Annotated in this window: 21 protein-coding genes; 2 read left to right on the forward strand and 19 right to left on the reverse strand. The window is 60.2% G+C overall.

The window, feature by feature from the left end; translation table 11 throughout:
- Positions 1–23: 23 nt before the first annotated feature.
- The 9 genes from G3N59_RS02160 to G3N59_RS02200 form a co-directional block, all read right to left on the reverse strand.
- Entirely contained in the window at positions 24–527 is a 504-nt protein-coding gene (locus G3N59_RS02160) for a DoxX family protein (RefSeq protein WP_205981071.1), read from the reverse strand.
- Positions 527–1,309: a DNA-binding domain-containing protein gene (locus G3N59_RS02165; RefSeq protein ID WP_205980866.1), complete on the reverse strand. Its 783-nt coding sequence runs from the start codon at positions 1,307–1,309 to the stop codon at positions 527–529. Before G3N59_RS02165 ends, G3N59_RS02160 begins: the two co-directional genes overlap by 1 nt.
- Entirely contained in the window at positions 1,299–2,198 is a 900-nt protein-coding gene (locus G3N59_RS02170) for a DUF692 domain-containing protein (protein WP_205980867.1), read from the reverse strand. The genes G3N59_RS02165 and G3N59_RS02170 overlap by 11 nt, the downstream gene beginning before the upstream one ends.
- Positions 2,199–2,228: 30 nt before the next feature.
- Positions 2,229–2,540: a DUF2282 domain-containing protein gene (locus tag G3N59_RS02175; RefSeq protein ID WP_205980868.1), complete on the reverse strand. Its 312-nt coding sequence runs from the start codon at positions 2,538–2,540 to the stop codon at positions 2,229–2,231.
- Positions 2,541–2,787: 247 nt separating this feature from the next.
- Complete coding sequence (locus G3N59_RS02180; RefSeq protein WP_205980870.1) at positions 2,788–3,972, reverse strand: porin; 1,185 nt, start codon at positions 3,970–3,972, stop codon at positions 2,788–2,790.
- An 84-nt stretch (positions 3,973–4,056) separates the two neighbouring features.
- Positions 4,057–6,195, reverse strand: coding sequence for a phospholipase C, phosphocholine-specific (locus G3N59_RS02185; RefSeq protein WP_205980872.1), 2,139 nt, complete (start codon positions 6,193–6,195; stop codon positions 4,057–4,059).
- 135 nt (positions 6,196–6,330) lie between these two features.
- Entirely contained in the window at positions 6,331–6,594 is a 264-nt protein-coding gene (locus G3N59_RS02190; protein WP_205980873.1) for a hypothetical protein, read from the reverse strand.
- A 24-nt stretch (positions 6,595–6,618) separates the two neighbouring features.
- Positions 6,619–8,703 carry a LamG-like jellyroll fold domain-containing protein gene (locus tag G3N59_RS02195; protein ID WP_205980875.1) on the reverse strand — a complete coding sequence of 695 codons (2,085 nt, stop codon included), beginning with the start codon at positions 8,701–8,703 and terminating at the stop codon, positions 6,619–6,621.
- Between the two features lie 99 nt (positions 8,704–8,802).
- Positions 8,803–9,696 carry a LysR substrate-binding domain-containing protein gene (locus G3N59_RS02200; RefSeq protein ID WP_205980876.1) on the reverse strand — a complete coding sequence of 298 codons (894 nt, stop codon included), beginning with the start codon at positions 9,694–9,696 and terminating at the stop codon, positions 8,803–8,805.
- Positions 9,697–10,206: 510 nt separating this feature from the next.
- Here G3N59_RS02200 and G3N59_RS02205 point away from each other — a divergent pair.
- Positions 10,207–10,581 (forward strand): DUF3331 domain-containing protein, encoded by a 375-nt coding sequence (locus G3N59_RS02205; RefSeq protein WP_205980878.1) that lies wholly within the window; start codon positions 10,207–10,209, stop codon positions 10,579–10,581.
- Positions 10,582–10,676: 95 nt separating this feature from the next.
- Here G3N59_RS02205 and moaD read toward each other — a convergent pair whose 3' ends face one another.
- The 9 genes from moaD to G3N59_RS02250 form a co-directional block, all read right to left on the reverse strand.
- On the reverse strand, positions 10,677–10,934 hold the full coding sequence (gene moaD / locus G3N59_RS02210) for a molybdopterin converting factor subunit 1 (protein WP_205980880.1): 258 nt from the start codon (positions 10,932–10,934) through the stop codon (positions 10,677–10,679).
- Positions 10,935–10,982: 48 nt separating this feature from the next.
- A complete protein-coding gene (locus tag G3N59_RS02215; RefSeq protein ID WP_205980882.1) occupies positions 10,983–11,528 on the reverse strand; it encodes a molybdenum cofactor biosynthesis protein MoaE in 546 nt (181 codons plus the stop codon).
- 53 nt (positions 11,529–11,581) lie between these two features.
- Positions 11,582–12,646, reverse strand: a complete 1,065-nt coding sequence (moaA, locus tag G3N59_RS02220; RefSeq protein WP_346777839.1) for a GTP 3',8-cyclase MoaA — start codon at positions 12,644–12,646, stop codon at positions 11,582–11,584.
- Between the two features lie 188 nt (positions 12,647–12,834).
- Positions 12,835–13,842: a cytochrome d ubiquinol oxidase subunit II gene (gene cydB, locus G3N59_RS02225; protein ID WP_205980885.1), complete on the reverse strand. Its 1,008-nt coding sequence runs from the start codon at positions 13,840–13,842 to the stop codon at positions 12,835–12,837.
- 4 nt (positions 13,843–13,846) lie between these two features.
- Complete coding sequence (locus G3N59_RS02230) at positions 13,847–15,235, reverse strand: cytochrome ubiquinol oxidase subunit I (RefSeq protein ID WP_205980887.1); 1,389 nt, start codon at positions 15,233–15,235, stop codon at positions 13,847–13,849.
- Positions 15,236–15,314: 79 nt separating this feature from the next.
- Positions 15,315–17,594, reverse strand: coding sequence for an FdhF/YdeP family oxidoreductase (locus G3N59_RS02235; protein ID WP_205980889.1), 2,280 nt, complete (start codon positions 17,592–17,594; stop codon positions 15,315–15,317).
- A gap of 367 nt (positions 17,595–17,961) precedes the next feature.
- Positions 17,962–18,948, reverse strand: coding sequence for a cytochrome d ubiquinol oxidase subunit II (cydB, locus tag G3N59_RS02240; RefSeq protein WP_205980890.1), 987 nt, complete (start codon positions 18,946–18,948; stop codon positions 17,962–17,964).
- A gap of 52 nt (positions 18,949–19,000) precedes the next feature.
- The gene (locus G3N59_RS02245) at positions 19,001–20,395 is read right to left on the reverse strand and encodes a cytochrome ubiquinol oxidase subunit I (protein WP_205980891.1); all 1,395 of its coding nucleotides are present in this window, start codon (positions 20,393–20,395) and stop codon (positions 19,001–19,003) included.
- A gap of 85 nt (positions 20,396–20,480) precedes the next feature.
- On the reverse strand, positions 20,481–22,808 hold the full coding sequence (locus G3N59_RS02250; protein WP_205980894.1) for an FdhF/YdeP family oxidoreductase: 2,328 nt from the start codon (positions 22,806–22,808) through the stop codon (positions 20,481–20,483).
- 196 nt (positions 22,809–23,004) lie between these two features.
- Here G3N59_RS02250 and G3N59_RS02255 point away from each other — a divergent pair, with 196 nt between their 5' ends.
- Positions 23,005–24,429 carry a PLP-dependent aminotransferase family protein gene (locus G3N59_RS02255; protein ID WP_205980895.1) on the forward strand — a complete coding sequence of 475 codons (1,425 nt, stop codon included), beginning with the start codon at positions 23,005–23,007 and terminating at the stop codon, positions 24,427–24,429.
- Here the strand turns inward: G3N59_RS02255 and fdhD are convergent.
- Entirely contained in the window at positions 24,392–25,249 is an 858-nt protein-coding gene (fdhD, locus tag G3N59_RS02260) for a formate dehydrogenase accessory sulfurtransferase FdhD (RefSeq protein WP_205980896.1), read from the reverse strand. The genes G3N59_RS02255 and fdhD overlap by 38 nt on opposite strands.
- Positions 25,250–25,253: the final 4 nt, after the last annotated feature.

Here is a 25,253-nt window from a genome sequence, read left to right on the forward strand (position 1 = left end):
TGGCGATGCCGCCGCGCCTCGATTCAGGACCGGCTGTTGCGATCGCCCAGCAGCCAGTCGATCGAAATCGCGCCCGGCCCCCAGGCCGCAATGCCCAGCGCCATAGCGGCCCACGTGATATGTATGGGCCAGCCATCGGGAACCGTCAATTCGATAATGCAGGTCATCAGGAACAGGCCCACCGCGGCGAAACGCGTGCCCAGGCCCAGCGCCAGCAACACGGGAAATCCAGTTTCTCCGCATGCGGAAAGAAAGGCGAAAATCGCCGGCGCAGGAAAAGGATAAGGACCGCCCGGCAAATGCAGTTTAAATTCGTCGGTGAATAAGGTAATGGCCGTATCGTTGAGATGAAGAAAACCACTCCATTTGAGGATGCCGGATCGCCAGAACGGCACGGCAAGCGCCAGGCGTAGCAGCAGTTGCACGAGCCACGGTTGCGCGAGTTTTTCGATTACGTGACGCGCCCGCGCGATCGTCGTTGTAACGAAAGCAGGCAAGGACGGTTTGAGGTCTTGCTGGGTCGACATCATGATGGTGCTCCGGGACGAATGGCAGTGAAAACGCCGGCGGAAATCATCGCCTGCAGATTGGTCTGAATATCGAAGGACTCATCGTCGGCGAAAGCGGTTTCAATGGCTTCGCCGAGCGATAAACCTGAAAGAAGCGCGAGCAGGAAGGCCGCGCCGCCAGCGGGCAGGCGCGAAACGATTACGTCCTGATCGGGACGTGTGATGAGCGCATCTTCCGCATCGCTCGAATGCAGCGGCTCGACAGGGCCTTCGCGTCGATTCATTGCGAAGATGGAAACCGCAGGAAAGCGCGAGCGGACAATGCGCGTTGCCGGATGCGCAACGAAGCGCACTTGCGCGAGCAAGCCGCTGTCGATACGAGCCAGATCGTGTGCCGATAAAGGCCCGGCATCTGCTGCGTGATAAGCGTCGAGCCATGCACGTTCGACGCGGGCAGTATCGGCGAGCCAGGGCATCGCGCGCGCGTATTCGTACGATTCGATAAAGGACGGGAAGGCTCGCCCGTATTCGAATAGCAATGGCGAAGACGGCGGCGTGGCACGCACGTGAAAGCGCGCCATCGCACGGAAAAACTCAATACCCGTGATGCGCTGAACAGCCGGATAAATCGCGGCGAGCGCGTCGATCAAACTCACCGTCACGTTGTTGCGATAGACGTTGTACCGGTTGACGACACCTTTGCCATGCGCGGCGATCACGTCATCCGGTGCGCAGATCGCTGGATCGATCAAGCCCGGTGTGAAAGCCGCCGGATACGACGTGTGCGGTTCAGGCTTCATGGCAATCTCGCTCGTGATGAAAGAGAATCTGATCCGTCATGATTTGCCGCGCCGTTTCGGCCTGCGCACGCAATTGCGAAAATGCAGGAAAATCACTGTCCCATTCGATCAGCGTAGGCACGGCGCCCGTTTGCCCGATCACCTTGGCGTAAAGATCCCAGACGCAATCGGCAACCGGGCGATCATGACTGTCGATCAGTAGCGGTGCGTTCTCATCGTCGTGTTGTTCGCTGTGACCGGCCAGGTGAATTTCACCTACGTATTCGAGCGGAAAGGCCGCGAGATAGTCGTGCGCCGAATAGCCGTGATTCACTGCGGAAACAAATACGTTGTTCACATCGAGCAACAAGCCACAACCGGTTCTTTGCGCGACTTCGCGCAGAAAGTGGGTTTCGCTGATCGTCGACGATGCGAACATCACGTATGTCGAGGGGTTTTCAAGCAGGATCGGTCGGCCAATGACGTCCTGCATTCTGTCGATATGCGCGCATACGTGGTCGAGCGTTGCGCGGCAATAGGGCAGTGGCAGCAAGTCGTTGAAGAATGTGCCGCCGTGCGATGACCACGCGAGATGTTCGGAAACGAAGGCCGGTTCGTAACGCGCAACGAGATCGCGAAAGCGCGCAAGGTGCGTGGCATCGAGCGCATCCGGTCCGCCAATCGACATGCACACGCCATGCAACGAAAGCGGATAACGCTCGCGAATGGCGGTGAGTGCGCGATGCGGCGGCCCGCCCGCACCCATATAGTTTTCGGCATGCACTTCGAAGAAGCCTTCAGACAAGCCTTCTTCGAGAATCGCATTCAGATGCGCGGGTTTGAAACTGGTGCCCACGAGAGCAGAACGACCGGGCACGTTCAACGCCATTGATCGGATTAAATCGCTCATGATCGTCCCGCTCCCATGGATCACGCAGAATCAGGACTTCATCGGCATGAGCGAGCCGTGGCCGCCGCCCGGCACCTGGATGCTCGTGCAGGTGCCGCCTTGAACGAACTTCCACGAGTTGCCCTGGAAGTCCATCGCCGAGGTGCCCTGGCAGGTCGTGCCGGGGCCCGCTGCGCAGTCGTTTTGCCCTTTCAGCGCGACGCCGTAGCACTTTTCCTTGTGCGCTGCGATAGCGGCGCTGGCTTCGGCCTGGGTGAGCGGCGCTGCGTGAACGGTGGAGGCGAGCAGGCTTGCAACAGCACCAGCGAGCAGGGCGGCATTGACGTTGAGCTTGGCGGACATGAGTATTCTCCAGTGGTAGAGGTAGTGGGTATCCGTCGCGGATACACCAGCTAATTCGCAGCCCTCCTGCCACGGGTTACAGCGCGCACGAAATTTTTTATTGGGTTGGCTGGGTGGTTTGTAATGTTGCCGCAAGCATCGCAGGACACGATGATCGAATAGCGAGTGGACCGCACGCCTTGATGCGCAAATAAAAAACCGCGCATCCCAGATGCGCGGTCATTCATCCCGGAGTGTGCTACGTCGATCAGAACTTGTGGCGAATACCCACGGTCGCGATGGCCTGCACGGTGTTGTTCGATGAATAACCGTAAGAGCCAATCGATGCCTCAGCCGGTGCGGTGCCGCCCTTGCCGTTGCCCTGCGTGCCGCTCGCGTGCTGCCATGTGCCCATCAGATAGACATCGGTGCGTTTCGAAAGCGAATAATCCGCGCCGGCGGAAACCTGATGATATGTCGCGGACGTATTGCCATCGGCTTTCGTATAGATATAGCCAAGGCCAAGCAACAGCGCAGGCGTGGCCTGATAGCCGACATACGCGCCGCCCACGTTATAGCGTTCCGTGCTGCCGAAAGCCGATTGCGCATCAGGACGATACTGCGCGTTGCTATAGCGCAGATTCATCTTCACCGGTCCCATCACGTACTGAACCGCAACGGAAGCAATGCCAATCGACTTCGCTGTGACATAGCCATTGTTCAGCGGAGTATTCGGATCGAAGTTACCGTCGAAGGTGCCGTCCGAGGTGCTGCTCCAGCCCGTGCGCTTGACGCTCGATGCTGCATTGGCCGCGTAGAAGTAGCCTGCTGCCGCGCTGAACTGGCCGATCGAGTACGTGGCCGCGCCCGACCACGTCTGGCCCGAGCCCGTTTGACCCGCCACGCCGCCGAGTGCGTAAAGGCCTTCGAACTGGAAGCCCGAGAACACCGGCGAAACGTATTTGATTGCGTTGTTCGTGCGCGAGCTGTTGTCGTTGTTATCGACGTCGCCCGGCGTGGAGAACATGCTGCTGAAGTCGTTATCGGCCGTAAGCGGCTGGATCATATCGACGAGCGGATCATACTGGCGCCCGAGCGTCACCGTGCCCCACTGGTCGCCGGAAAGGCCCACGAATGCCTGTCGGCCAAACATACGGCCGCCCTGGTGGAAGCCGCCCGAATTCGGATTGAAGCCATTTTCAAGCTGGAAAATAGCCTTGAGACCGCCGCCCAGATCTTCGGCGCCCTTGACGCCCCAGCGGCTGCCCGAGAGATTGCTGTCGGCCATGCCCCAGCGATGCTCGCCTTGTGAATTCGCGTGGTTCACATATTGGATCGACGTGTCGATCACGCCGTAGAGCGTGACGCTATCGGCTGCGAAGGCAGCCGAACTTGCGGCCGAACCGGCGCCGAGCAGGGCAAGCGAAAAACAGGAAAGGCGAAGCGTGTTCATCTGCGAGTTCATCGGTTATGTCGTTGTGTGACTGTGGTTGAGGTGAAACGGTCTTTTCATCGCGTATAGCGTGGACAGCGAGGCCTAATTGGCTGCGCCCATCGCCGGATCGCTCACGCTGTCCTTGCCGGTTTCGACGCGGCCCGCGAAGCGGCGCGTCACGCCGTTTTCGGCGGCGAGCGTGAAGTCGTACCAGCCATTCGATGCCGTAAGCGACCAGTACGGCTCGACCTGCATACCGGCGGGCACGCTGTAATTCCAGGGGCCATCGGCGCGATAGGCGTTGCTCGTGACCGTCACGCTCGTGGTGGTCGTGCCCGTGTTCATGATGGTCAGATACACGGCGTTGTTGGTTTCGTCGTAGCACACGCGCACTTCGGGCTTCGGACCCGTTGCGGCCGCAACGACATTGCCTGTGAACGCGCGATGAAAGCCGTTCGGGCCGAGCACCCAGAGGCTGTAAGCGCCGTTGTCCGTCGATACCGGCGTCCAGATATCCGAGAGTTCCTTGCCCGCTTCCACGGTGTAGCGGCGCGGCGCGCGATCCAGATGCAACTGGTCGTAGACATGGAACACCGCGCCCGCGCTGCCCGTATTGCTGAATACGAGCCACACGGCGCTGTTCTGTGTATCGACGTTGGCGCTCGTATGCAGGTGATAAGGCAGTGCGCGCGAGGGGCGCTGCATCAGCGCCTGCTTCGGCATCGTCTGCGTGGCGACGGATGGCACCGGCACCGATCCCAATGCGCTTTGCTGCGCACTTTGCGCGTCCGCAGCGGCTTTGGTCGGCGCGGACATTGCGGCGGGCGTGGCGTCGTTCGGCGTCGCAAAGTTGAAGCACGAAGTGAGATCGCCGAATACCGTGCGTCGCCACGGGCTGATATTCGGCTCGCTCACGCCAAAGCGCGCTTCGAGAAAACGCAGCACGGAAGTGTGATCGAACACCTGCGAATTGACGAAGCCGCCTGTGCTCCACGGTGACACGACGAACATCGGCACGCGTGGGCCGGGACCATAGGGCAGGCCATCGGGTTTGAGCGGCGACGAATCGCCGGGCGGGTTCGGCACCGTGAAGTATTCGTACTGCGTGGTGACGGTGGATTTGCCTGCATACGTGCCGTCGCCGTTGGGCGAAGGCGCGTCGGGCGGCGGCATGTGATCGAAGAAGCAGTCATTCTCGTCGTAGTTCACGATGAGCACGGTCTTGCTCCAGACGTCTGGATTCGCGGTCAACGTGTCGAGCAGCAGTTGCAGGTAATACGCGCCCTGGCCGGGTGTGGATGCGCCCGGGTGCTCGCAATAGGCTTGCGGCGAAACGATCCAGCTCACCTGCGGCAATTGACCGGCGGCGATATCGTCGCGCATGGCCTGCAGGAAGCCGCCATCGGGCATGGTATTGCCGATGCCCTTGTAAAGCGGCGAGAGCGCTTCCATTGCCGCCGTATAAGGCGCATTGGGCGAACCCGGCACGGTCTCGTTGACCTTGCGGAAGGAGGCGAAGCCGGCGAGCGGGTTGTCGGTGTAATTGTCGGGCTGGTTTTCATAGACTTTCCAGCTCACACCGGCCGCTTGCAGACGTTCCGCGTAGGTGGTCCATGTGAGCCCCGTTGCCGACGATCCCAGCCCGTCCCAGCCGTTGTTATTCACCACGGCGTAGTTCGAACCGGTGGGGCCGTTCGTGCCGGTCCACATGAAGATGCGATTCGAGTTCGTGCCGCCGTGCAGCGAGCAGTGATACGCGTCGCAGATCGTGAATGCATTGGCCAGCGCGAAATGAAACGGCAGGTCGGCGCTTTGCAGATAGCCCATCGACACATCGCCTTTCGACTTCGGCCATTGCGTCATGCGGCCGTTGTCCCAGGCGTTGTGCGAATCGGTCCACGAATGCGCGCCGCCTGCCAGCAGTGCGTTCCCTTTCGTGCTGTCGAGATAGAAGGGCAGCACCGTGCGGCTGCCGTCGCTTTGTTGCCAGACGTTCGCGCCGCCCGGTTGCGGAATCGTGAAGCGATCGGCGAAACCGCGCACGCCGGGCAGCGTGCCGAAGTAATGATCGAACGAGCGGTTTTCCTGCATGAAAATCACGACATGCTGCACGTCGTTGATCGTGCCGGTGGTGTTGTTCGCGGGAATCGCGAGCGCACGCCGGATCGCGGGCGGAAACAGGCTGAGCGAGGCGCCCGCCGCGGCGGCGCGCAGGAAATGACGGCGATCCATTGAAGTCATGATGGGCAGTGGTGTCGATGTGGGCGCGCGCGCAGGCAGACGCGACCGGGCAGGCCGGTGCGCGTCGCGCTGATGCGTGCGCTGATTCGTAGATTGATCGGCGATCTGTCGCGCGGGCGGCGAGGCCCGCGACGTTCAAGGTGCGCAGTCCAGTTGCGTGTTGAGAAAAGGCTGCGATGCCGTGGTGCCCGAGGCCGCACAGGCCCCCGATGCAGGCGCGGCGACGATCGCCACCGGCGCACTCGCGCCGCCCGCACCGGCTGCCGCAGCGCTCACCGTTGCTGCAGTGCCGCTGGCGTTGCTGCCCGCACCATCGCCGCAAGCCGAGAGAACAGCGAGCAGCGTGAAAGCGCCCAGGTTGCGCACGCGATGCAATGGCTTCATAGAGTCTTTATTCATCGTGGAATCTCTAGAACGAATCCCTTAGGGCAGGAGCGTGGAAAGCGGCTTGCCGGAACCGTAGACAGTCTGCAATTCGGCTTCCGTCACCGTGCGCGACCAGAACGCGAGATCGCCGAAAGACTGCACATCGGGCGGCGTCGCTGCGCATTTGCCGGCGGTATAGGGCGCGGTGTCTTTACAGGCGTTCATGTAGTACTGCCCCGTGCCGTCCTCGTTCAGGCCGAACGATCCGAGACCCGGCAGCTTCGCCACATTCGCCGTCACGGACGTGCTGTACTTCTGCTCGCCCAGCACCGGATCGAAGACGTAACCCGTCATCGTCTTGCCCGTCGTGTCGATGGTGAGCGCGACATACGCCCACTTGTTGGCGGTGACGGTCGCCGAATTCATATCGTTGCGCGTACTACCATCGCCGATATTGAAGCGCACGTTGCAGCTCGTGCTGGAGCCCGGGAACAGGCCGATTGCAATGCCCGCATTGCCGCCGGAGTAGTAGTTCTTGTTCGACAGGATCGGCGTGCCGTTGCCCGTGAGGTTCTGGCACGAGGTCATGAACCAGAAGCCGAGCGTGAACTGCGCCTGCTTCGTTACGTCGTTGGTCTGCTGCAGTCGATAGCCGTCGAAGCCATTCGTATCGACGACGCTGGTGTCGATCTTGAGTCCCTTGCCGCCGAATGCATCGGTGGTGAGCGCGCCGCCATCGGCGTCCGAGGCCCACGCGGCGAGCGTGCTTGCGCCCATTTTGTCGATTGCCGGCAGCGCGCCGAACGGGTAGTAGGTGGCGAGGCCGTTCGTGAGCGTGGTGGCGAGTGCGGGCGGCGGCGCCGGGGGCGGTGGCGGCGCGACATAGGCCACGCGGATCAGCGATGCAACCGGCGCGGTGCCCGCCGCCACGGTGTAATTGAACGTATAGGCGCCCGTTGTGCTCACACCCAGATTGCTGTCCGTATAGGTGGTCGTGCCGGCGGGCAGCGCAGCGATCTGCTGGCCGTCGCGCAGCACGGTGATCGCGCCGCTGCTGGGCGCGGTCCACGTGAGCACGGTGCTGGCGTTATCGCTGCCCGTCACGCCCAGCAGTTGCGATACCGGCGGCTGGCCAGTGAGTTCGCCGCCGTCGAGCGCATAGCTTGCAGCGGCGGGCAATGCGCCACGCCATGCCAGCAGCGTGGGCGCGATATCGGCGATGCTTGCACGCGTATAGAGATCCGCGAGCGACGTGGGCGCGGCGCTGCTGCCCTGACGCCCGTTGCTTTGCACGTTCATGCCGATAAAGCTGGTGGATTCCGGCGCGAGCGGCAGGCCGTCGGTGCCGCCCGCCGCGTTCAGACCGTGACTCGCGCTGACCATCACGAGCCAGTTTTCGTTGCTGCGCTGGGCCGTTTCGGCGATCAACGTGCCCACGGCGCTATCGAGTTGCGCGAGTGTGCTGGCATAGTTCGTCGAGTTGACGCCCCAGTTGAGCGCCGCGTCCTGCGCCGAATGATATTGCGCGACGACTAACGTATAGCCGTTGTCGATCATGCTGACGCCTTGCTTCGTTACGCAGCTATCGACCGATGCGCAATTGACGACGCTATCGAGGAAGCCCGCGTTCTGCTCGGGCGCGAGGATCGCGGCATAGCCCGGCGAATCGACTGCCGCGCCCAACGTGCCCGCACCCGCCGATTTGAGCATGGAGAATACGGTGGGCGCATGCAGCGCCTGTCCGGAGGCATCGGAATTGATCTGATGACGATCGGCCCAGGTGCCGGTCATGAGCGTGGCCCAGCCCGGCGTATCGAGATTCGGCTGCTGGCTGAGCGTGCTGTTCACCCCGCCGCTATACGCCGGTGCGATCTTGAGTCTGGCGAGGTTAGGCAGCTTGCCTGCCGCGATGGCCGTTGTGAGCGCGTTGTACGTCACGCCGTCGAGCTCGATCACGAGCATCTTGTTGACGGGCGTGGTGGTGGTACTGCTGTTGTTGCTCGTCGCGCTGTTGGCGGTGCTCGAATTGACCTGCGTACCAGGCGATTGCGCCGCATCGCCTCCGCATCCTGCCAACGCGCCTGCGAGCACGAGCCCGCATAGCGCCTGCACCGCTGTTTGCGCGGTTGCCTGCCTCGTCATCGTGTGTCCCCTGGTGTTCGTAGCGCCGGACAGTCCGGCGAGTGCAGGGAATCTTACGAAGCAGGTAAGACGGGCTTATTTCGTTTTACCAAAGATTACCTATGGGTGTATCGGCAATTTTTGGGTGAGGGGTAATGTCTCGGTGAGCGTCGCCATGAAGGCGCTGATGATGCGCGTGTTCGCGCGGCTGCGCAGATGATAGAGATATTCGTGGACCACCGGGCCTTCCGGCGCGATCGATACCGCCACCAGCGATGCGCCGCGCGGCACTTCGCCCGAAGGCATCAGCGAGCAGCCCAGGCCGTGACGGATCGCTTCGCAAATGGCTTCGCGTCCGCCAATTTCGATGAGCGCGGCGGGCTCGATGGCGTGACGCGCGAGCGCGGCTTCGGTGGCGTCGCGCGTACGCGAACCGGGTTCGCGCAGCAGCAGCGTTTGTGTTTCGAGCACGCCGAGTTCCACCTGGCCCTTGCCTGCGAGTGCATGATCGGGCGCGACGACGAGCACGAGCTTATCGTCGGCGATACGGTGGCATACGAGATTGGGATCATCGACGACATTCGACGAGACGGCGACATCGACGCGAAATTCCATCAGCGCTTCGAGCACGCCTTGCGAGTTGTCGATCTCGATGCCAAGCTGCACATGCGGATAACGCCGCCGGAATGCCGCGATGGTGGGAAGAATGTAATAAGGACCCGTGGCGCCGATGCGGAAACTCCCCGCAAAGAGTTCGCGCTCGTTGCGCAGCGTGAAGTCGATGTCGTGCTCGGTCTGCATCATGCGATCGATCATCGGCATGAGTGCTGCGCCGGTCTGCGTGAGATCGAGACGGCTGCCGCGCCGGTAGAACAACTCGACGCCATATTGCTTTTCGAGTTGCTGGATGCGCGAGGTGACAGTGGGCTGGCTTACTTCGAGCCGCCGGGCGGCAGCGGTGATGCTGCCTTGCCGGACGGTCTCGTAGAACGCTGCAAGTAACGAAGCAAGCATGATCGGCGCGTAAAATGGCCGTCACTTTACTGTGTTATTGCGACGTTTTTGTTACGGCTCGGTAAGACTTTTTGAATGCTGCGAGTGTTTTTCCAGAATTCGAATGCCTTGATTCGAAACCGCAAGCCCGGCGCTCGAATGCACCAGGACCTTGCGGAAGTGCCCAACGAGCGGCCGTCCGTAGTCAGACGAATACGCTGCCAGGAGCGCTCGAATAGCGTCAGGCCGAAACTGTACTCCTTTGAACCCGCCCGGAGTGTGATGCCTGGGACGGTCTGGCGGGCACTACGATCCACGGTATCGCTGAGCGATTGCAGTGCATTTGTCAGAGCTAAATAGCCTGACGAATACAAACAGACCGATTCATCGTATCGGGACGAAATAGATCATTTTCGTGATTCGAGTGCTAGCATGCAATTCAGCGCAATGGCTTCGCTCGCTCCGGAAATACAGGTCGTACGAATCAGTCCCAATTCGAGCCCTAACCCCGCATTGAAGGAAAGACACGCCATGCAGCAACTCAATACCGGCAATGCCTGGCAATACACGCTCACGCTGCTCGGCGGCGGCTCCGTGCTTCATGGCCTTGACGCCGCACACCACGAAACCGTCGACGCCGTTCCCGCGCGCCGCGCCAATCTGGCTTTCGTCGACGTGTGCAAGGACAATCTCATTTCCGTGTCGTGGAGCGATCCCACCAGCGGGCACTACACGGAACAACTGTGGCGCCTGTGCATTGCGCGAAAACGCGGCATCTGCGCGCTCACGGGTTCCGATATTCAGCGCGGCGACAAGATTTACCGGCCTTTTTCACGCGGCGCAGCGCCTGGCAATGCGAATTGGGCCGTGCTGGCCTCGGCGCTCGACGTCGATTTGAAGGGCTGAAAAAAATCCCCAAAGCAGGGCTTTGGGGAGAGTGAAAGCCTTTCTGAATGATCGGCTGTGCGTGTCGTGCAATACCTTGAGACACCTTGCGATAATTAACCGCCTGTCACTGGCGGGAAGAATGCCACTTCGCTGTCCTGTCTGAGCACGAACGTATCGGCCACCATTTCGTGATTCACCGCCACGCGTACCGGGCGCGCGCTATCCAGCACTTCGGCTTCGTGCGGCCCGCGCGCAATCAGCCGGTCGCGCAGACCGCTGATGCTGATAAGCGGTGCCTCGATCTCCAGCGTTTCCTGCGCCATGCCCAGCTTCTCGCGGATGCTGGCGAAATACTTGATGGTCAGTTTCATTGAGTCAGTCCAGTCGTTTCGATCAAGATCGTTGTGTTCTGTGCGCTCTTAACCCCAGCGCAGCATGGCCTGCTCGTCGCGCGAACGCGCGTCGACCCAATGCGCGCTGCCGTCGCGGCCGATTTCTTTTTTCCAGAAAGGCGCGTGCGTTTTCAGGAAGTCCATGATGAATTCGCAGGCCTCGAAGGCGGCCGATCGATGAGGCGCGGCCACGACGACCAGCACCACGGGATGACCCAGTGCGATGCGTCCCACGCGATGGACGATCTTCACGGCATCGAGCGACCAGCGCGCCGATGCCTCCTCGACAATGCTCCAGAGCGAATGCTCGGTCATGCCGGGATAATGTTCGAGTTCGAGCGCAACGACATCGTCGCGGTCGCCACTATGGCGCACGATGCCGATAAAATCCACGATGGCGCCCACGTTCGGATTGCGCATGATGGGCGCGACTTCCGCAACCACGTCGATGGACGTGGCTTGCACGCGCACTTCGAATCCCGCTGCGATGCTGCCTGACACCAGGGCGGATTCGGCGCTGGGCGAGTGATCGACGTGATGCGAAGTATCAGGCGCTGAATGTGTGGTCATCATGGGCGTTCCTCGATAAATGATGCGGTGAAGTCAGCCGCCGCTTCAGCGCCTATTCAGCCGCCAACGAGCGACATACGCACCGTAGGCCACGTCTTGCGCTGGCCGCTGCGCCGCCGGTCTGCATTGAGTTCCGAATAGTGATCGTCGCGCGTGTGCCAGCGGGTGTTGATCGCGTCGATCAATTGTTCGCTGGAGGTCGTTTCGCCAAGCCAGGGTTTCAGGTCGGCGCCTTGCGTCGCGAACAGGCACGTGTAGAGTTGCCCGTCTGCGGATACACGCGCACGCGAGCACTTCCCGCAGAACGGTTGCGATACGCTGGCGATAAAACCCACGGTGCCTTGACCATTCGCGATCCGATAATTCACTGATGTCGCCGAACCATCGGAATCGTCGACTGCAATCAGTGGAAATTCGCTTTCGACGATTGCGCGCATATCGCGTGCAGTGAGCACCGTGCTATTCGACCAGCCCGCTGCGCCGCCCACATCCATGAATTCGATAAAACGCACGGCGATATCGCTATTCATGAATTGGCGCACGAGCGGCAGAATCTGGCTATCGTTGACGCCGCGCTCGATGACGGCATTGACCTTGACCGGCGCGAGGCCCACCGCTTGCGCTTTCTCTATGCCGTCGAGAATGCGCGCGACCGGCATATCCACGTCGCTCATACGGCGAAAGATGGCGTCGTCGAGTGCATCGAGGCTTACCGTGACGCGCGAGAGACCGGCATCGCGCAGTCCACGCGCACGCGCGGCGAGTAGCGAGCCATTGGTGGTGAGCGCGATGTCGAGCGGCGCGCCGCGCAGTGTCGTGATGGCCGCGAGCCGCTCGATAAAGGTTTCCAGGCCGCGGCGCAGCAAAGGTTCGCCGCCCGTGATGCGGACCTTTTCGACGCCCAGCGCGACGAACGCCCGCACGAGCTTCAGCATCTGCTCGAACGAAAGCCGTTCCGATGCCTGCAGGAATCGGTAATTCGAATCGAATACCTCGCGCGGCATGCAGTACGTGCAGCGAAAGTTGCACTGATCGATGACGGACAGGCGCAGATCGCGCAGCGGACGGGCAAGGCCGTCACGTGCGGGCTCGGCGATGATGGCTTCAGCGATGGCGTTCACTTTCCTGGTCGGACCCGTTAAATACAGTCGGACTGAACGATATCGGCGTTGCGTGGAGTACGAACGGCAGTGCGGCGATATCGTTTCAGCAATGACCGACAGCATAGGGCCGCGCTGCGCCGCCGTCGGTGCACAGTCCGCGACGGTTTGAAGCAGTACAGTTGGGTGAGCGCCGGAACGCGTGGGTATCAGTGATAACCGTGATCGCCTTCGCGCACCTTGCCGCGGAATACGCGGTATTGCATGGCGTTATAAACGAGGATGATCGGCAATACGATCACCGTGCCAACCAATGCAAAGAGTTGGCTCGAATGACTCGACGACGCATCCCAGATCGTCAGCGAAGGCGGAATGATATACGGCCAGATGCTGATCACAAGACCCGTATAGCCGAGAAAGCAGATCGCCAGCGAAAGAATGAAAGGCATTGCTTCGTGACTGAGATTCAGCGAGCGATAGATGCCCCACACGCACAGCACCACCAGGATCGGCACCGGCAGGAAGTAGCCCAGATCGCCGCTGAGAAACCAGCGGTGGCGCACGGCGGGCAGGCCCAGCACGGTCCACAGGCTGACGATCGCAATCGCCAATAGCAGGATCGCCACGAGCGGGCGCATGACCATGCGCATTTTGCGCTGCAACTCGCCATCGGTTTTGAGGATCAGCCAGCCGCAACCTAAAGTCGCATAGGTGAGCAGCACGCCAAATCCGCAGAATATGCTGAACGGCGAGAACCAGTCGAAAGGGTCGCCGGCGAATTTATCGTCGACGATCTTGATGCCCTGCAAAAGCGATCCCAGCGTGATGCCCTGGCACATGGCTGCCATTGCCGATCCGCCAATGAAGGCGAGATCCCACGCATGCTGCGTGCGCGTGGCCTTGGCGCGCAATTCGAATGCCGCGCCGCGAAAGATCAGGCCCACGACCATCAAGATGAGCGGCATGTAATTGGCGGGCAGCAGTGTCGCATAGACCACGGGGAACGCGCCATACAGGCCTGCGCCGCCTAGTACGAGAAACGTTTCATTGCCGTCCCACACCGGCGCAACGGTGTTGAGCATCACTTCGCGTTCGGCTTTGCCTTCGAAGAAGGGAAACAGCAGACCAATGCCGAGATCGAAACCGTCGAGCATCACATAGATAAACACGCCGAGGCCGATGATGGCGGCCCAGATCACAGGAAGGTCGATTTGCATGGCCTTAGTCCCCCACCACGGCGTCGAGTGCGCGATTGTGCAATCCCGGATACTTGAGCGATTCCGTGCTTTCCACGCCGGTTCCCGGGCCTTTACTCATCATTTTCAGCATGTAATAGACGCCGGTGCCGAATACGAGGAAATAGACGATCACGAAGATCAGCAGCGAGACACCCGCCTGTTGTGCGCCGATAGGGGAAACCGAATCGATCGTACGCACCACGCCATATACGGTCCACGGTTGCCTGCCCACTTCGGTGGTGATCCAGCCCGCGAGCAGCGCGACGATACCCGATGGACCCATACAGAAAACCAGCCACTGAAACCAGCGGGCTTCATAGAGTTTTCCACCGCGCCGTAATAGCAAGCCGAGCACGGCGGTCAGCAGCATCAGCATGCCGAGGCCCGCCATCAAGCGAAAAGTCCAGAACACAATGGGCGAGAAAGGCCGGTCTTGCGGCGGAAACTCTTTGAGGCCGCGAATTTCTCCATCCCAGCTATGCGTGAGAATCAGGCTGCCAAGATGGGGAACCTGAATCGCGTAGCGAGTGACTTCGGCATTCATATCGGGCAGGCCGACGAGATTGAGCGCGGTGCCGCCATGCTCGGTTTCCCATAGACCTTCGATCGCGGCGATCTTCGCGGGCTGATATTCGCGCGTATTGAGGCCGTGCGCATCGCCCACCACGATCTGAATGGGCGCCAGAAACAGCAGCATCCAGAGCGCCATCGAAAAGCTGCGCTTGACCGGCACATCGCGACGCCCCTTGAGCAGATGCCACGCACCGCAGGCCGCGACGATAAAAGCGGCGACGATAAACGCCGCAATCGTCATATGTGCGAGCCGGAACGGGAAGGACGGATTGAAGATGATCTTCCACCAGTCCACCGGCACGATGCGGCCATTCTGGATCGCATAGCCTTGCGGCGTCTGCATGAAGCTATTCGACGAAAGAATCCAGAAAGTGGAAATGAGCGTGCCGATCGCCACCATCACCGTCGCAAAGAAATGCGCTTTGGGGCTCACGCGATTCCAGCCAAACAACATGACGCCGAGAAAACCCGCCTCCAGGAAGAACGCGGTCAGCACTTCGTAAGTCAATAGCGGACCGGTAATATTGCCCGCTATCGTGGAGAAGCCGCTCCAGTTGGTGCCGAACTCATAGGCCATCACGACGCCCGACACCACGCCCATGCCGAACCCCACGGCAAAGATCTTTACCCAGAAGCGATACATGTCCTTATAAGCGACATCGCCCGTAAGCAGCAGACGCCATTCCAGCACCGCGAGAAAGCTCGCCATGCCGATGCTGATGGCAGGAAACGCAATATGGAATGAAACGGTGAACGCAAACTGCAGCCGGGCCAGATGAAATGCGTCGAAGATATTCATGATTCTTGTGAACTCCTGGTGACGATTGCATTTGCGTGTCACGCACCAGCTAAGGGCTGGCTGGCCCGGCTACATTTCATCACGGCTGCGTCGACGCGCGTACCACATGAACTGGCACTGATTTGTATGAAGGTGTGCCGCTTTCCTTGTCGATATAGTCGAGCGGAACCAACAAGTTCGCTTCTGGATAATAGGCGGCGACCGAGCCTTTTGCGATGCTGTAAACGATGGCGGTGATGTTCTTGAGTTTGAGCACGCGCCCCGACGTCACCGTTTCGATATCGACGAGATCGCCGTGCTCGATACCGTGGGCGGCCATATCGTCGGCGTTCATGAAGAGCACATCGCGCCGCCCGAACACGCCGCGATAGCGATCGTCCATCGCGTAGATGGTGGTGTTGTACTGATCGTGGCTGCGTATCGTGATGAGACGCAGGACGTTTTCCGCGCCCAGCACGTCGGCGTCTTCCTTGACGCCGTCGTAGACCGAAAACTCGGCTTTGCCCGAAGGCGTGTGCCACTGGCGTTCGGTGGGCGGCAGCGGCAGGCGAAAGCCGCCCGGCACGCGAATGCGCTGGTTGAAATCCTCGAAGCCGGGCACGGTGCGCTCGATCAGTTCGCGAATCTTGTCGTAGTCGGCGACCAGATCCATCCAGTCGACTTTCGAGTTCGGCATCGTCGCACGCGCCATGCCCGCGACGATGGCGGGTTCCGAGCGCAATTGCTCTGAAGCCGGCTTGAGTTTGCCGGCCGACGCATGAACCATCGACATCGAATCTTCGACCGTAATGGATTGACGCCCGGTGCTCTGCATGTCGAGTTCCGTGCGCCCGAGGCACGGAAACACATACGTCTCCCTCGCGACCAGCAGATGCGTGCGATTGAGTTTGGTGCCGATATGCACGGCCACGTCGAGAGCCGCCATCGCCGGGAACGCCTGTTCAGGGTCGGGCAGGGCGACCGCGAAATTGCCGCCCAGGCAAAGCAGCGCTTTCGCCTTGCCTTCGATCATCGCCTGCATGGCTTGCACCGCGTCGTGCCCGTGGGCGGCCGGCGGCGTGAATCCGCAGGCGTCTTCAATTAGTTTCAGAAAAGCGGCCGAGGGCTTTTCGGTAATCCCTACCGTGCGATTCCCCTGCACATTGGAATGGCCGCGCAAAGGGCAGATACCGGCGCCCGGCTTGCCGATGTTGCCGCGCATCAGCAACAGATCGGCAATCAGGCGCACGTTCGCCGTGCCCTTGTTGTGCTGTGTCACGCCCATGCCATAGGTGACGATGGTGGCGTTCGATTTCGCGTAGGCGATGGCCACGTGTTCGAGATCGGCGCGCGCGAGCCCGCTGGCCTTTTCGATATCGTCCCATGATGTGGCTTCCAGATCGGCGGCGAAGGCGTCGAAGCCTTTCGTATGCGCGGCAATGAAAGTCTTGTCGAGCACGCCGCCTTGTTCCGACTCCATTTGCAGCAGCGATTTCATCACGCCTTTGATCGCGGCGGCATCGCCGCCCGCATCGACCTGGAAATACGTGGAGGCAATGCGCGTCGAGCCGAAGGTCGCCATTTCCATCATGCTTTGAGGATCGGCGAAGCGTTCGAGCGCACGCTCGCGTAGCGGATTGAAAACGATGATCGGCACATTGCGTCGGGCCGCTTCGTGCAGCGTGCCCATCATGCGCGGATGATTGGTGCCCGGATTATGGCCAATCGCGATGATCAATTCGGTCGAATCGAAATCGTCTAACGAGACCGTGCCTTTGCCGATACCGATCGATTGCGGCAGTCCCACGCTGGTGGGTTCGTGACACATGTTCGAGCAATCGGGGAAATTATTGGTGCCGAATTCGCGGGCGAACAATTGATAGAGAAATGCGGCTTCGTTGGACGCGCGCCCGGATGTATAAAACTCCACCTGATCGGGCGAGAGCGAGCGCAGAATCTCGCCGATACGCGCAAAGGCGTCTTCCCAATCCACCGGGCGCAGCGTATCGGTTGCGCGGTCGTACACCATGGGATGCGTGAGGCGGCCCATGTCTTCCAGTTCGTAATCGCTCTTCTGCAATAGCGAGGCGATCGTGTTCGCGGCGAAGAACTCCGGCGTGACGCGTTTCGTGGTCGCTTCCCAGGTGACGGCTTTCGCGCCGTTTTCGCAGAACTGGAAAGTCGAACGATGCTCCTTGTCCGGCCATGCGCAGCCTGGGCAATCGAAGCCGTCGGGCTGGTTGGTACGCATCAGCGTGATGGGCGCCTCGATGCTTTCCATCTGGTCATGCACGGCCTGCGCGGTGGCCTTGAGTGCGCCCCATCCGCCTGCGGGACCGGTGTAGGTATGAACGCCGGGCACATCACGTAGTTTCGTCATGGGAAACTCCTTGGGTCCTCCGCACGCCTGGCGGAGTGTCGGCTATGCGCTGCACCGCGATTGGGCACAAGCGTGGAATGGCAGCGCGGGCGTCAGGGTTTCAGTGTAGATAGTCAATAAATAGAGACAAGCAATAAATGAAAGGAATTTAAATGGATTCACGCGCTGTGTTTTTTTGAATATATCGGCAATATGTTTATTGAAATATATCGAAATCGGTTTTCGCAAAAGCGATAAGGCCGTGAATCGTCAGTGGAATGCCGTGTGGTGTTCCATGCAAAAAACCGCCACTTCATTTCATGAAGTGGCGGTTCGCTGGGAGTCTTCTTTGAACCGATACACGGTATCGGCTTCGGCATGAAGCGCCTTAGTGCTTGACCGGTACGACCTTGCCGCGGAACAGGTGATACTGATAGAAGTTGTAGCCAATCATGATCGGAAACACGATGCCGATGCCGAACAGCATGAAGGTGAGCGTCGTGGCATCCGAAGCCGCAGCGGCTACCGTGAGTTGTCCCGGCACGATATAGGGGAACATGCTCAGCGCGAGGCCCGCGAACGACAGCACGAACAGCAGCGTTGCGCCCACGAATGGCCCGTGCTCGCCACGCATATGAATCGAATAGAGCACATAGACAAACGCCAGTGCCGCGAGTACGCCGAGCGCGATCAGCAGATGGAAGACGCCTTGATCCTGCCAGCGCGTCATGCCAACCGGGCTCAGTTTGAGCGTGGCGATCGACACTACGAGTGCCGCGGCCACGGTCGTGAAGACGGCCACAATGGCGTGACGGCGCGAACGGTTTTCAATCTCGCCGGTCGTCTTTTTCACGAGCCAGGTGGCGCCCAGCAGACAGTAGCCCGACACCACGCCGATGGCAGTTACCACCACAAAGCCGGTGCTGGCGAGGCCCGGCACGAAACCCGTGAGTATCTTGCCAAGCACGATGCCTTGCGAAATCGCCGCAAGCAGGCTGCCGATGCCGAACACGCGGTCCCACACCGTCTTGCTGGTGCGAGCGGCGTGGCGGAATTCGATTGCCGCGCCGCGCATGATGAAGCTGGCGATCAGCATCATCACGGGCACATAGAGATCGGAGAGGATCATCGCGTAGGCGGCGGGGAAGGCGCCGAACAGCGCTCCGCCAAGCGCAACGAGCCAGGTTTCGTTGGCGTCCCAGACGTGACCGATCGACTGGATCATGAGGTCGCGGTCGCCTTCGCGGCGGCGCAGCAGCGTGAGAATGCCGACGCCCAGATCGAAGCCGTCGGTGACGACGTACAACACGAGCATCAGGCCGATAAGCCCGAACCACGCATGGTTGAGCAGGTCCTGAGTTGAAGCGGGATTCATGATGACTTCCTGTGCGATGAATGCGCCAGAGGCGTATTGAATGGAGCGGCGCTCAATAGTCGACGGTGTGGGGAACGGCTCGATGAGCGGTCTCCACTGGTGGCATCAGCGTGAGGTCCGGGCCATTGCGCAGCCAGCGGCGCGCGAATACAAAGAACGACGTAATGAGCACGACAAAGAAGCCGGCGAACATGATCATGCTGCCCGTGATTGCGCCGGCGGGAATGGCGGAGGCGGCGTGATCGGTGCGCAGCAGGCCATACACGACCCACGGCTGACGTCCCACTTCGCGCACGATCCAGCCGCATTCCACGGCGATATACGGCAGTGGAATCGCCAGCACCCAGGCGAGCAGCAGTTTGCGTTGCGCGAGCAGGGCCTCCAGATGACCGCGCGATTTACGCAGCGCATAGAGCGTCCAGAATGCGAGCGCCATGAACAGGAAGCCGATGCCCGCCATCGCGCGGAAGGCGTAGTAGAGCAGCGGCAACATGGGCGGCTGGTCGGCCAGGGGAATGTCTTTCATACCCGTGACTTTGCCGTGCAGGCTGTGCGTGCCCAGAATGCTCAGCATGCCCGGTACTTCGAGCGACCAGTCGTTGCGCTGCTTCGCGGCGTCCGGCCATGCAAGCAGCGACCAGCTCGCGCCAGTGCCCGGCGCATTGGTTTGCCAATGGCCTTCGATGGCTGCGCCCTTGGCTGGCTGCGTTTCGAAAACATCCACACCGCTCGAATCGCCGAGCCAGATCTGCACAGGCGCGACAAAGGCGAGCAGCAGCAGTGCGAGCTTGAACGAACGCACGAAAAACTCTGGGTTACGGCGCCTGAAAAGGTAGTAGGCCGAAATACCTGCGATCACGACCAGACCGGTTTCCAGCGCCGCGAACCACATATGCGAGACGCCCCATGCCATATCGGGATTGAAGATCGCTTTCACATAATCGGTCACGACGAGTTTGTCGCCCACAACGGCCACGCCGCGCGGCGTTTGCAGCCACGAATTCGCGACCATGATCCAGAACGCGGAAATCGACGAACCCAGCGCCACCATCGAGGTGGCGAACAGATGCACGCCCTTGGGTACGCGGCCCCAGCCGAGCATCATGATGCCGACAAAACCCGCTTCCAGCATGAAGGCCATTGCGCCTTCAAAGCCCAGAATATTGCCGAAGAACTGGCCGGTGTATTGCGAAAACGGTCCCCAGTTCGTGCCGAACTGAAACTCCATCGGAATGCCGCTTACCACGCCTACGGCGAAATTGAGAATCAGCAGTTTGCTCCAGAAACGTGCGTGGCGATACCAGATTACGTTGCTGGTTTTGACCCAGAGCGTTTCGACGACCAGCAGAAATGCGGAAAGGCTGATCGTTAAAATCGGCCAGAGTATATGGAAGATCGCGGTCATGGCAAATTGACCGCGCGCCAGATTGAGCGCTTCGAAAGACATGGTGATGACCAGGCAAAGGAGAATATCGGCCGCGCGGGCGCGTAGGCGCGCTACGCGCGGCAATGAGGCGTCGAGCGATGCAGCCTTAGAAAACCGGCAGTTCGAGCGGCTCGGAAGAAGCGTGCAGCAGCACCGGAATCGACTTTGAAGTCGGCGTATTGCAGACGTCGCCGACGCTGGAAAGCGGCACGAGCGGATTGGTCTCGGGATAATAGGCACCAATGCAGCCACGCGGAATGTCGTATTCCACGAGGCGGAAGTGATCGGCGCGGCGCTTGATGCCGTCTTCCCATACGGTGCTCATATCGACCCAGTCACCGTTCTTGAAGCCGAGCATGGCGATATCGGCGGGATTGATAAAGACCACGCGCCGCTGACCGAATACGCCGCGATAACGATCGTCGAGCGCATAGATCGTGGTGTTGTACTGGTCGTGCGAGCGCGTCGTCATGAGGGTCATGAGGCGGTCGCCGTGCTGCGCTTTTGCGCGCGAAATAGGCGTGTCCTGCTGCACCGCATGCACCATGAAATTCGCCTTGCCGGTATCGGTTTTCCAGTCGCGTTCGCGCGAAGCCACACGCAGATGGAAGCCGCCGGGATGCTTGATACGCTCGTTGTATTGATCGAAACCTTCGACCGTCTGTTCGATGGCATCGCGAACCTTCGCGTAATCGCCTGCATGCGCGAGCCAGTCCACTTTATCGTCGCCTAGCGTGGCGTGCGCAATGTTCGCGACGATGGCGGTTTCCGACATCAGATTCGGCGAGGCCGGTTTGTTCATGCCGTACGAGATGTGCACCATACTCATCGAATCTTCAACGGTCACGCCTTGCGCGACGCCGTTCTGTACGTCGATTTCGGTGCGCCCGAGCGTCGGCAGGATCAGTGCATTTTCGCCGTGGACAAGATGGCTGCGATTGAGTTTGGTGGTGATGTGTACGGTGAGCTTGCACGAACGCAGGCCATCGAAGGTGCGCAGTGTGTCGGGCGTGGCCATGGCGAAATTGCCGCCCAGACCCATAAACACTTTCACGTGGCCTTCGATCATGTGCTCGACGGTTTCGACCACGTCCAGACCGTGTTCGCGCGGCGGTTCGAAATCAAATACCTTGCCGAGGCGATCCAGAAAGGCTTGCGAGGGCTTTTCTTCGATGCCGACCGTGCGATTGCCCTGTACGTTCGAATGGCCGCGCACGGGGCACAGGCCTGCACCTTCGCGGCCGATATTGCCACGCATCAGCAGCAGATTGGAAAGCATATGCACGGTCTGCACCGAATGCTTGTGTTGCGTAATGCCCATGCCCCATGTTGCGATCACGCGCTTGCCGTTCGCATAGATACGCGCGAGCCCTTCGATATCTTCGCGCGGCACGCCGGATTCCGTTTCCAGCAGCGGCCAGCTTTCGTTACGCAGGTCTTCGGCGAAAGCGGTAAAGCCCTGCGTGTGCTGCTGGATGAAGTCGAGATCGAGCAGGCGTTCGGTGCCGTTTTCGATGGCTTCATCGTCGAGTTCGATCAGGCGCTTGGCCACGCCTTTGATCAGCGCAAAGTCGCCGCCGAGTTTCGGCTGAATGAAAGTCGAGGCAATCTTCGTGCTGCCGAAGGTAATCATTTCCAGCGGATGCTGCGGGCTGGTGAAGCGTTCGAGACCGCGTTCGCGCAGCGGATTCACCGAAACAATCGTCGCGCCGCGCCGGGCAGCTTCGCGCAGTTCGCCGAGCATACGCGGATGGTTGGTGGCCGGATTCTGGCCGAAGATGATGATGGTGTCGGCCAGTTCGAAATCTTCGAGCGTCACCGTGCCCTTGCCGATGCCGACTGTCGTGGGCAGCCCGCGGCTCGTCGCTTCGTGGCACATGTTGGAACAGTCGGGGAAGTTATTGGTGCCGTACATACGCACGAACAACTGGTACAGAAAGGCGGCTTCATTGCTCGCGCGGCCCGAGGTATAGAACGCCGCTTCGTCGGGCGAATCGAGTTCCTTGAGGTGCTTCGCAATCAGAGCGAAGGCGTCGTCCCATGCAATCGGCAGATAGCGGTCGCTGATGGCGTCGTACACCATCGGGTCGGTGAGGCGGCCATGCTGTTCGAGTTCGTAGTCGGTCTGCTTCATCAGCGACTCGACGGTATTCGCCTCGAAAAATGCGGGCGTGACGCGCTTGGTGGTCGCTTCGGCGGCCACGGCTTTCACGCCGTTTTCGCAGAACTCGAACGTGGAGGCGTGCTCGCGGTCGGGCCACGCGCAACCGGGGCAGTCGAAGCCGTCGGGCTGGTTCTGTTTGAACAGCGTGCGGTAATTGCCGCCCGACACGCGTTCCTTGATCAGATTGATGGCGACGTATTTGAGCGCGCCCCAGCCCGCGGCGGGATGATGATAGGCCTCGATTTTGCCCTTTGGTTTCAGCTTGTCCATTACGCCTGGCTCCGTTGTCGTTCGCGCGGCCCCGGGAGGGTTCCACAGGGCGTGCCGCGCGCAGTGCTTGGTTATGCGCAAGCGTAAAAGTTAAGGGCTGCGCGCATGACACACAGAATCCGGCGATCACTTAGAGTACAGTTTCGCGCGCCGCAGTACACTGCGCTGGCAGTGCTGTGAGAACGGGGAGAAAGCAGTGAAACTCTATGAAAAGCTCGCGGACGACATTGAAACGTTGATCCATAAGGGCGTATTCCGGCCAGGCGACCGTGTGCCTTCGGTACGCCAGGCCAGCCAGCAGCACCGCATCAGCATTACCACCGTGATTCGCGCCTATCTGCTGCTGGAAAGCCGTGGCGTGCTGGAAAGCCGCCCGCAGTCGGGCTATTTCGTGAGCGCGCGCGTGAGCGAAAGCGCTGTGCATTCGGACGAATTGCGCCCGAGCCGCCCGGTGGCGGCATCGGCGGAAGTGGATGTGAGCCGGCTCGTGCTGTCCACGCTGCGCTCGATTGGCGCTGACGATGCCGTGCCATTGGGTTCGCCCTATCCCGATCCGCAGCTATTTCCTTACGAAAAACTTAATCGTTATGGGGCTGCGGTTGGGCGCAAGAAATCATTGTGGGGTGTAACCAACGCTTTGCCGCCGGGTAGCCCGGAATTGCTGCGACAAATTGCCCGACGTTACCTGGAAAACGGCATGGCCGTGGACCCGAACGAGATCATCGTGACGGTAGGCGCAACCGAGGCAATCAATCTGTGTCTGCAGGCGGTCGCCAAACCCGGCGATGTGATTGCCGTGGAGTCGCCGACGTTCTACGCGATGTTGCACGCCATCGAGCGTTCGGGCATGAAGGCGATCGAGGTGGCGACGCACCCGGAATACGGCATGGATATTGACGCGCTGGCGAGCATCATCAAGGCGCAGCCGGTTGCGGCCTGCATGGCGATGCCCAACTTCCAGAATCCGCTCGGTTTCCAGATGCCGGATGAACGCAAGCGCGAACTGGTCGATCTGCTCGCGAAGGCCAATATTCCGATCATCGAAAATGGTGTGTATAACGAACTGTATTTTGGCGAGTCCCATCCCACTACGCTCAAATCGTATGACAAAAAGGGACTCGTGCTGCATTGCGGATCGTTTTCCAAGAGTCTCACGGCCGCTTACCGCATTGGCTGGGCATTGCCGGGACGTTTTCGCGATCAGGTCGAAAAGCTCAAGTTTCTGAATACGCTGACCACCTCGGTAATTCCGCAACTGGCGATCGCCGAATTCCTCGAACGCGATGGCTATGAGCATCACTTGCGGCGCCTTCGCAAAAGCTACGCGCAGCAGGCCAATCTGATGAAGGCGATGGTCACGCGCTTCTTCCCCGCAGGCACGCGCATGTCGAGTCCTGCGGGCGGTTACGTGCTGTGGATCGAGTTGCCGGCCAAGGTCGACTCAATGAAACTCTATCAGCTTGCGCTGGCACGCGGCATTACGATTGGGCCGGGGTATATGTTTTCGGTGACGGATAGTTATCGAAACTTTATCCGTCTGAATTACAGCATGCCGTGGTCACCTGAAATCGAGCAGGCGATCATCACGGTTGGCAAGCTTGCGGCGTCGTGCGCGAGATAGACGCGTCGGGCGCGAGGTATTCGACAAAGCCATCGCCACGGCAAAAACTCAGCAGACGGATGCCGGCTTCCTGGGCCACATTGATCGCAAGCGAGGTGGGCGCGGAAATGGTCGCGAGCGTATGCACGCGCACGCGCGCTGCCTTGCGAACCAGTTCGTAGCTTGCACGGCTGGAGAGAAAGACAAAGCCCTGCACGGTATCAATGCGCGTGCGCGCAAGCCAGCCGATCAGTTTATCCAGCGCGTTGTGCCGCCCCACATCCTCGAATACCTGCATGACTTTCCCATCGACATTGCACCACGCCGCGGCGTGAATGCCGCCGGTTTCATGCATCAGGTGCTGATGCTCGCGCAGTTCACGTGAGGCCCGTTCGACCGCGATGCTCGCGATCGTGGGCGTGTTGCAGGACGATGCAACGGGTGCGGGATGCAGATCGAGCAATTCGATGCTTTCGATTCCACAGACGCCGCAGCCCGAGCGACCCGCAAGCGCGCGACGCTTGCCCTTGAGCGCCATAAACGCTTCCTGGGAAACCCGCAAATGCACTTCCGCGCTTTCGGCGTGTAGCAAACTGTCGATTTCGAACACATCGCTCGCACGTTCGACGATGCCTTCGCTCAAGGCAAAACCCAATGCAAAATCGTCCAGATCGATGGGCGTCGCCATCATGACAGCATGCGAGATGCCGTTGAATACCAGTGCAACCGGGCACTCTTCTACGACATGATCGACGGCCGCAGTGGTTTCGTCACGCCGATGACGCAGTACGTTTCGAACGACGCTGCCGGTTCTATCGGCGCTCACGGGGCTGGACATCATGGTC

This window comes from Paraburkholderia sp. Ac-20340 (assembly GCF_017104965.1).
Taxonomy (GTDB): Bacteria; Pseudomonadota; Gammaproteobacteria; order Burkholderiales; family Burkholderiaceae; genus Paraburkholderia.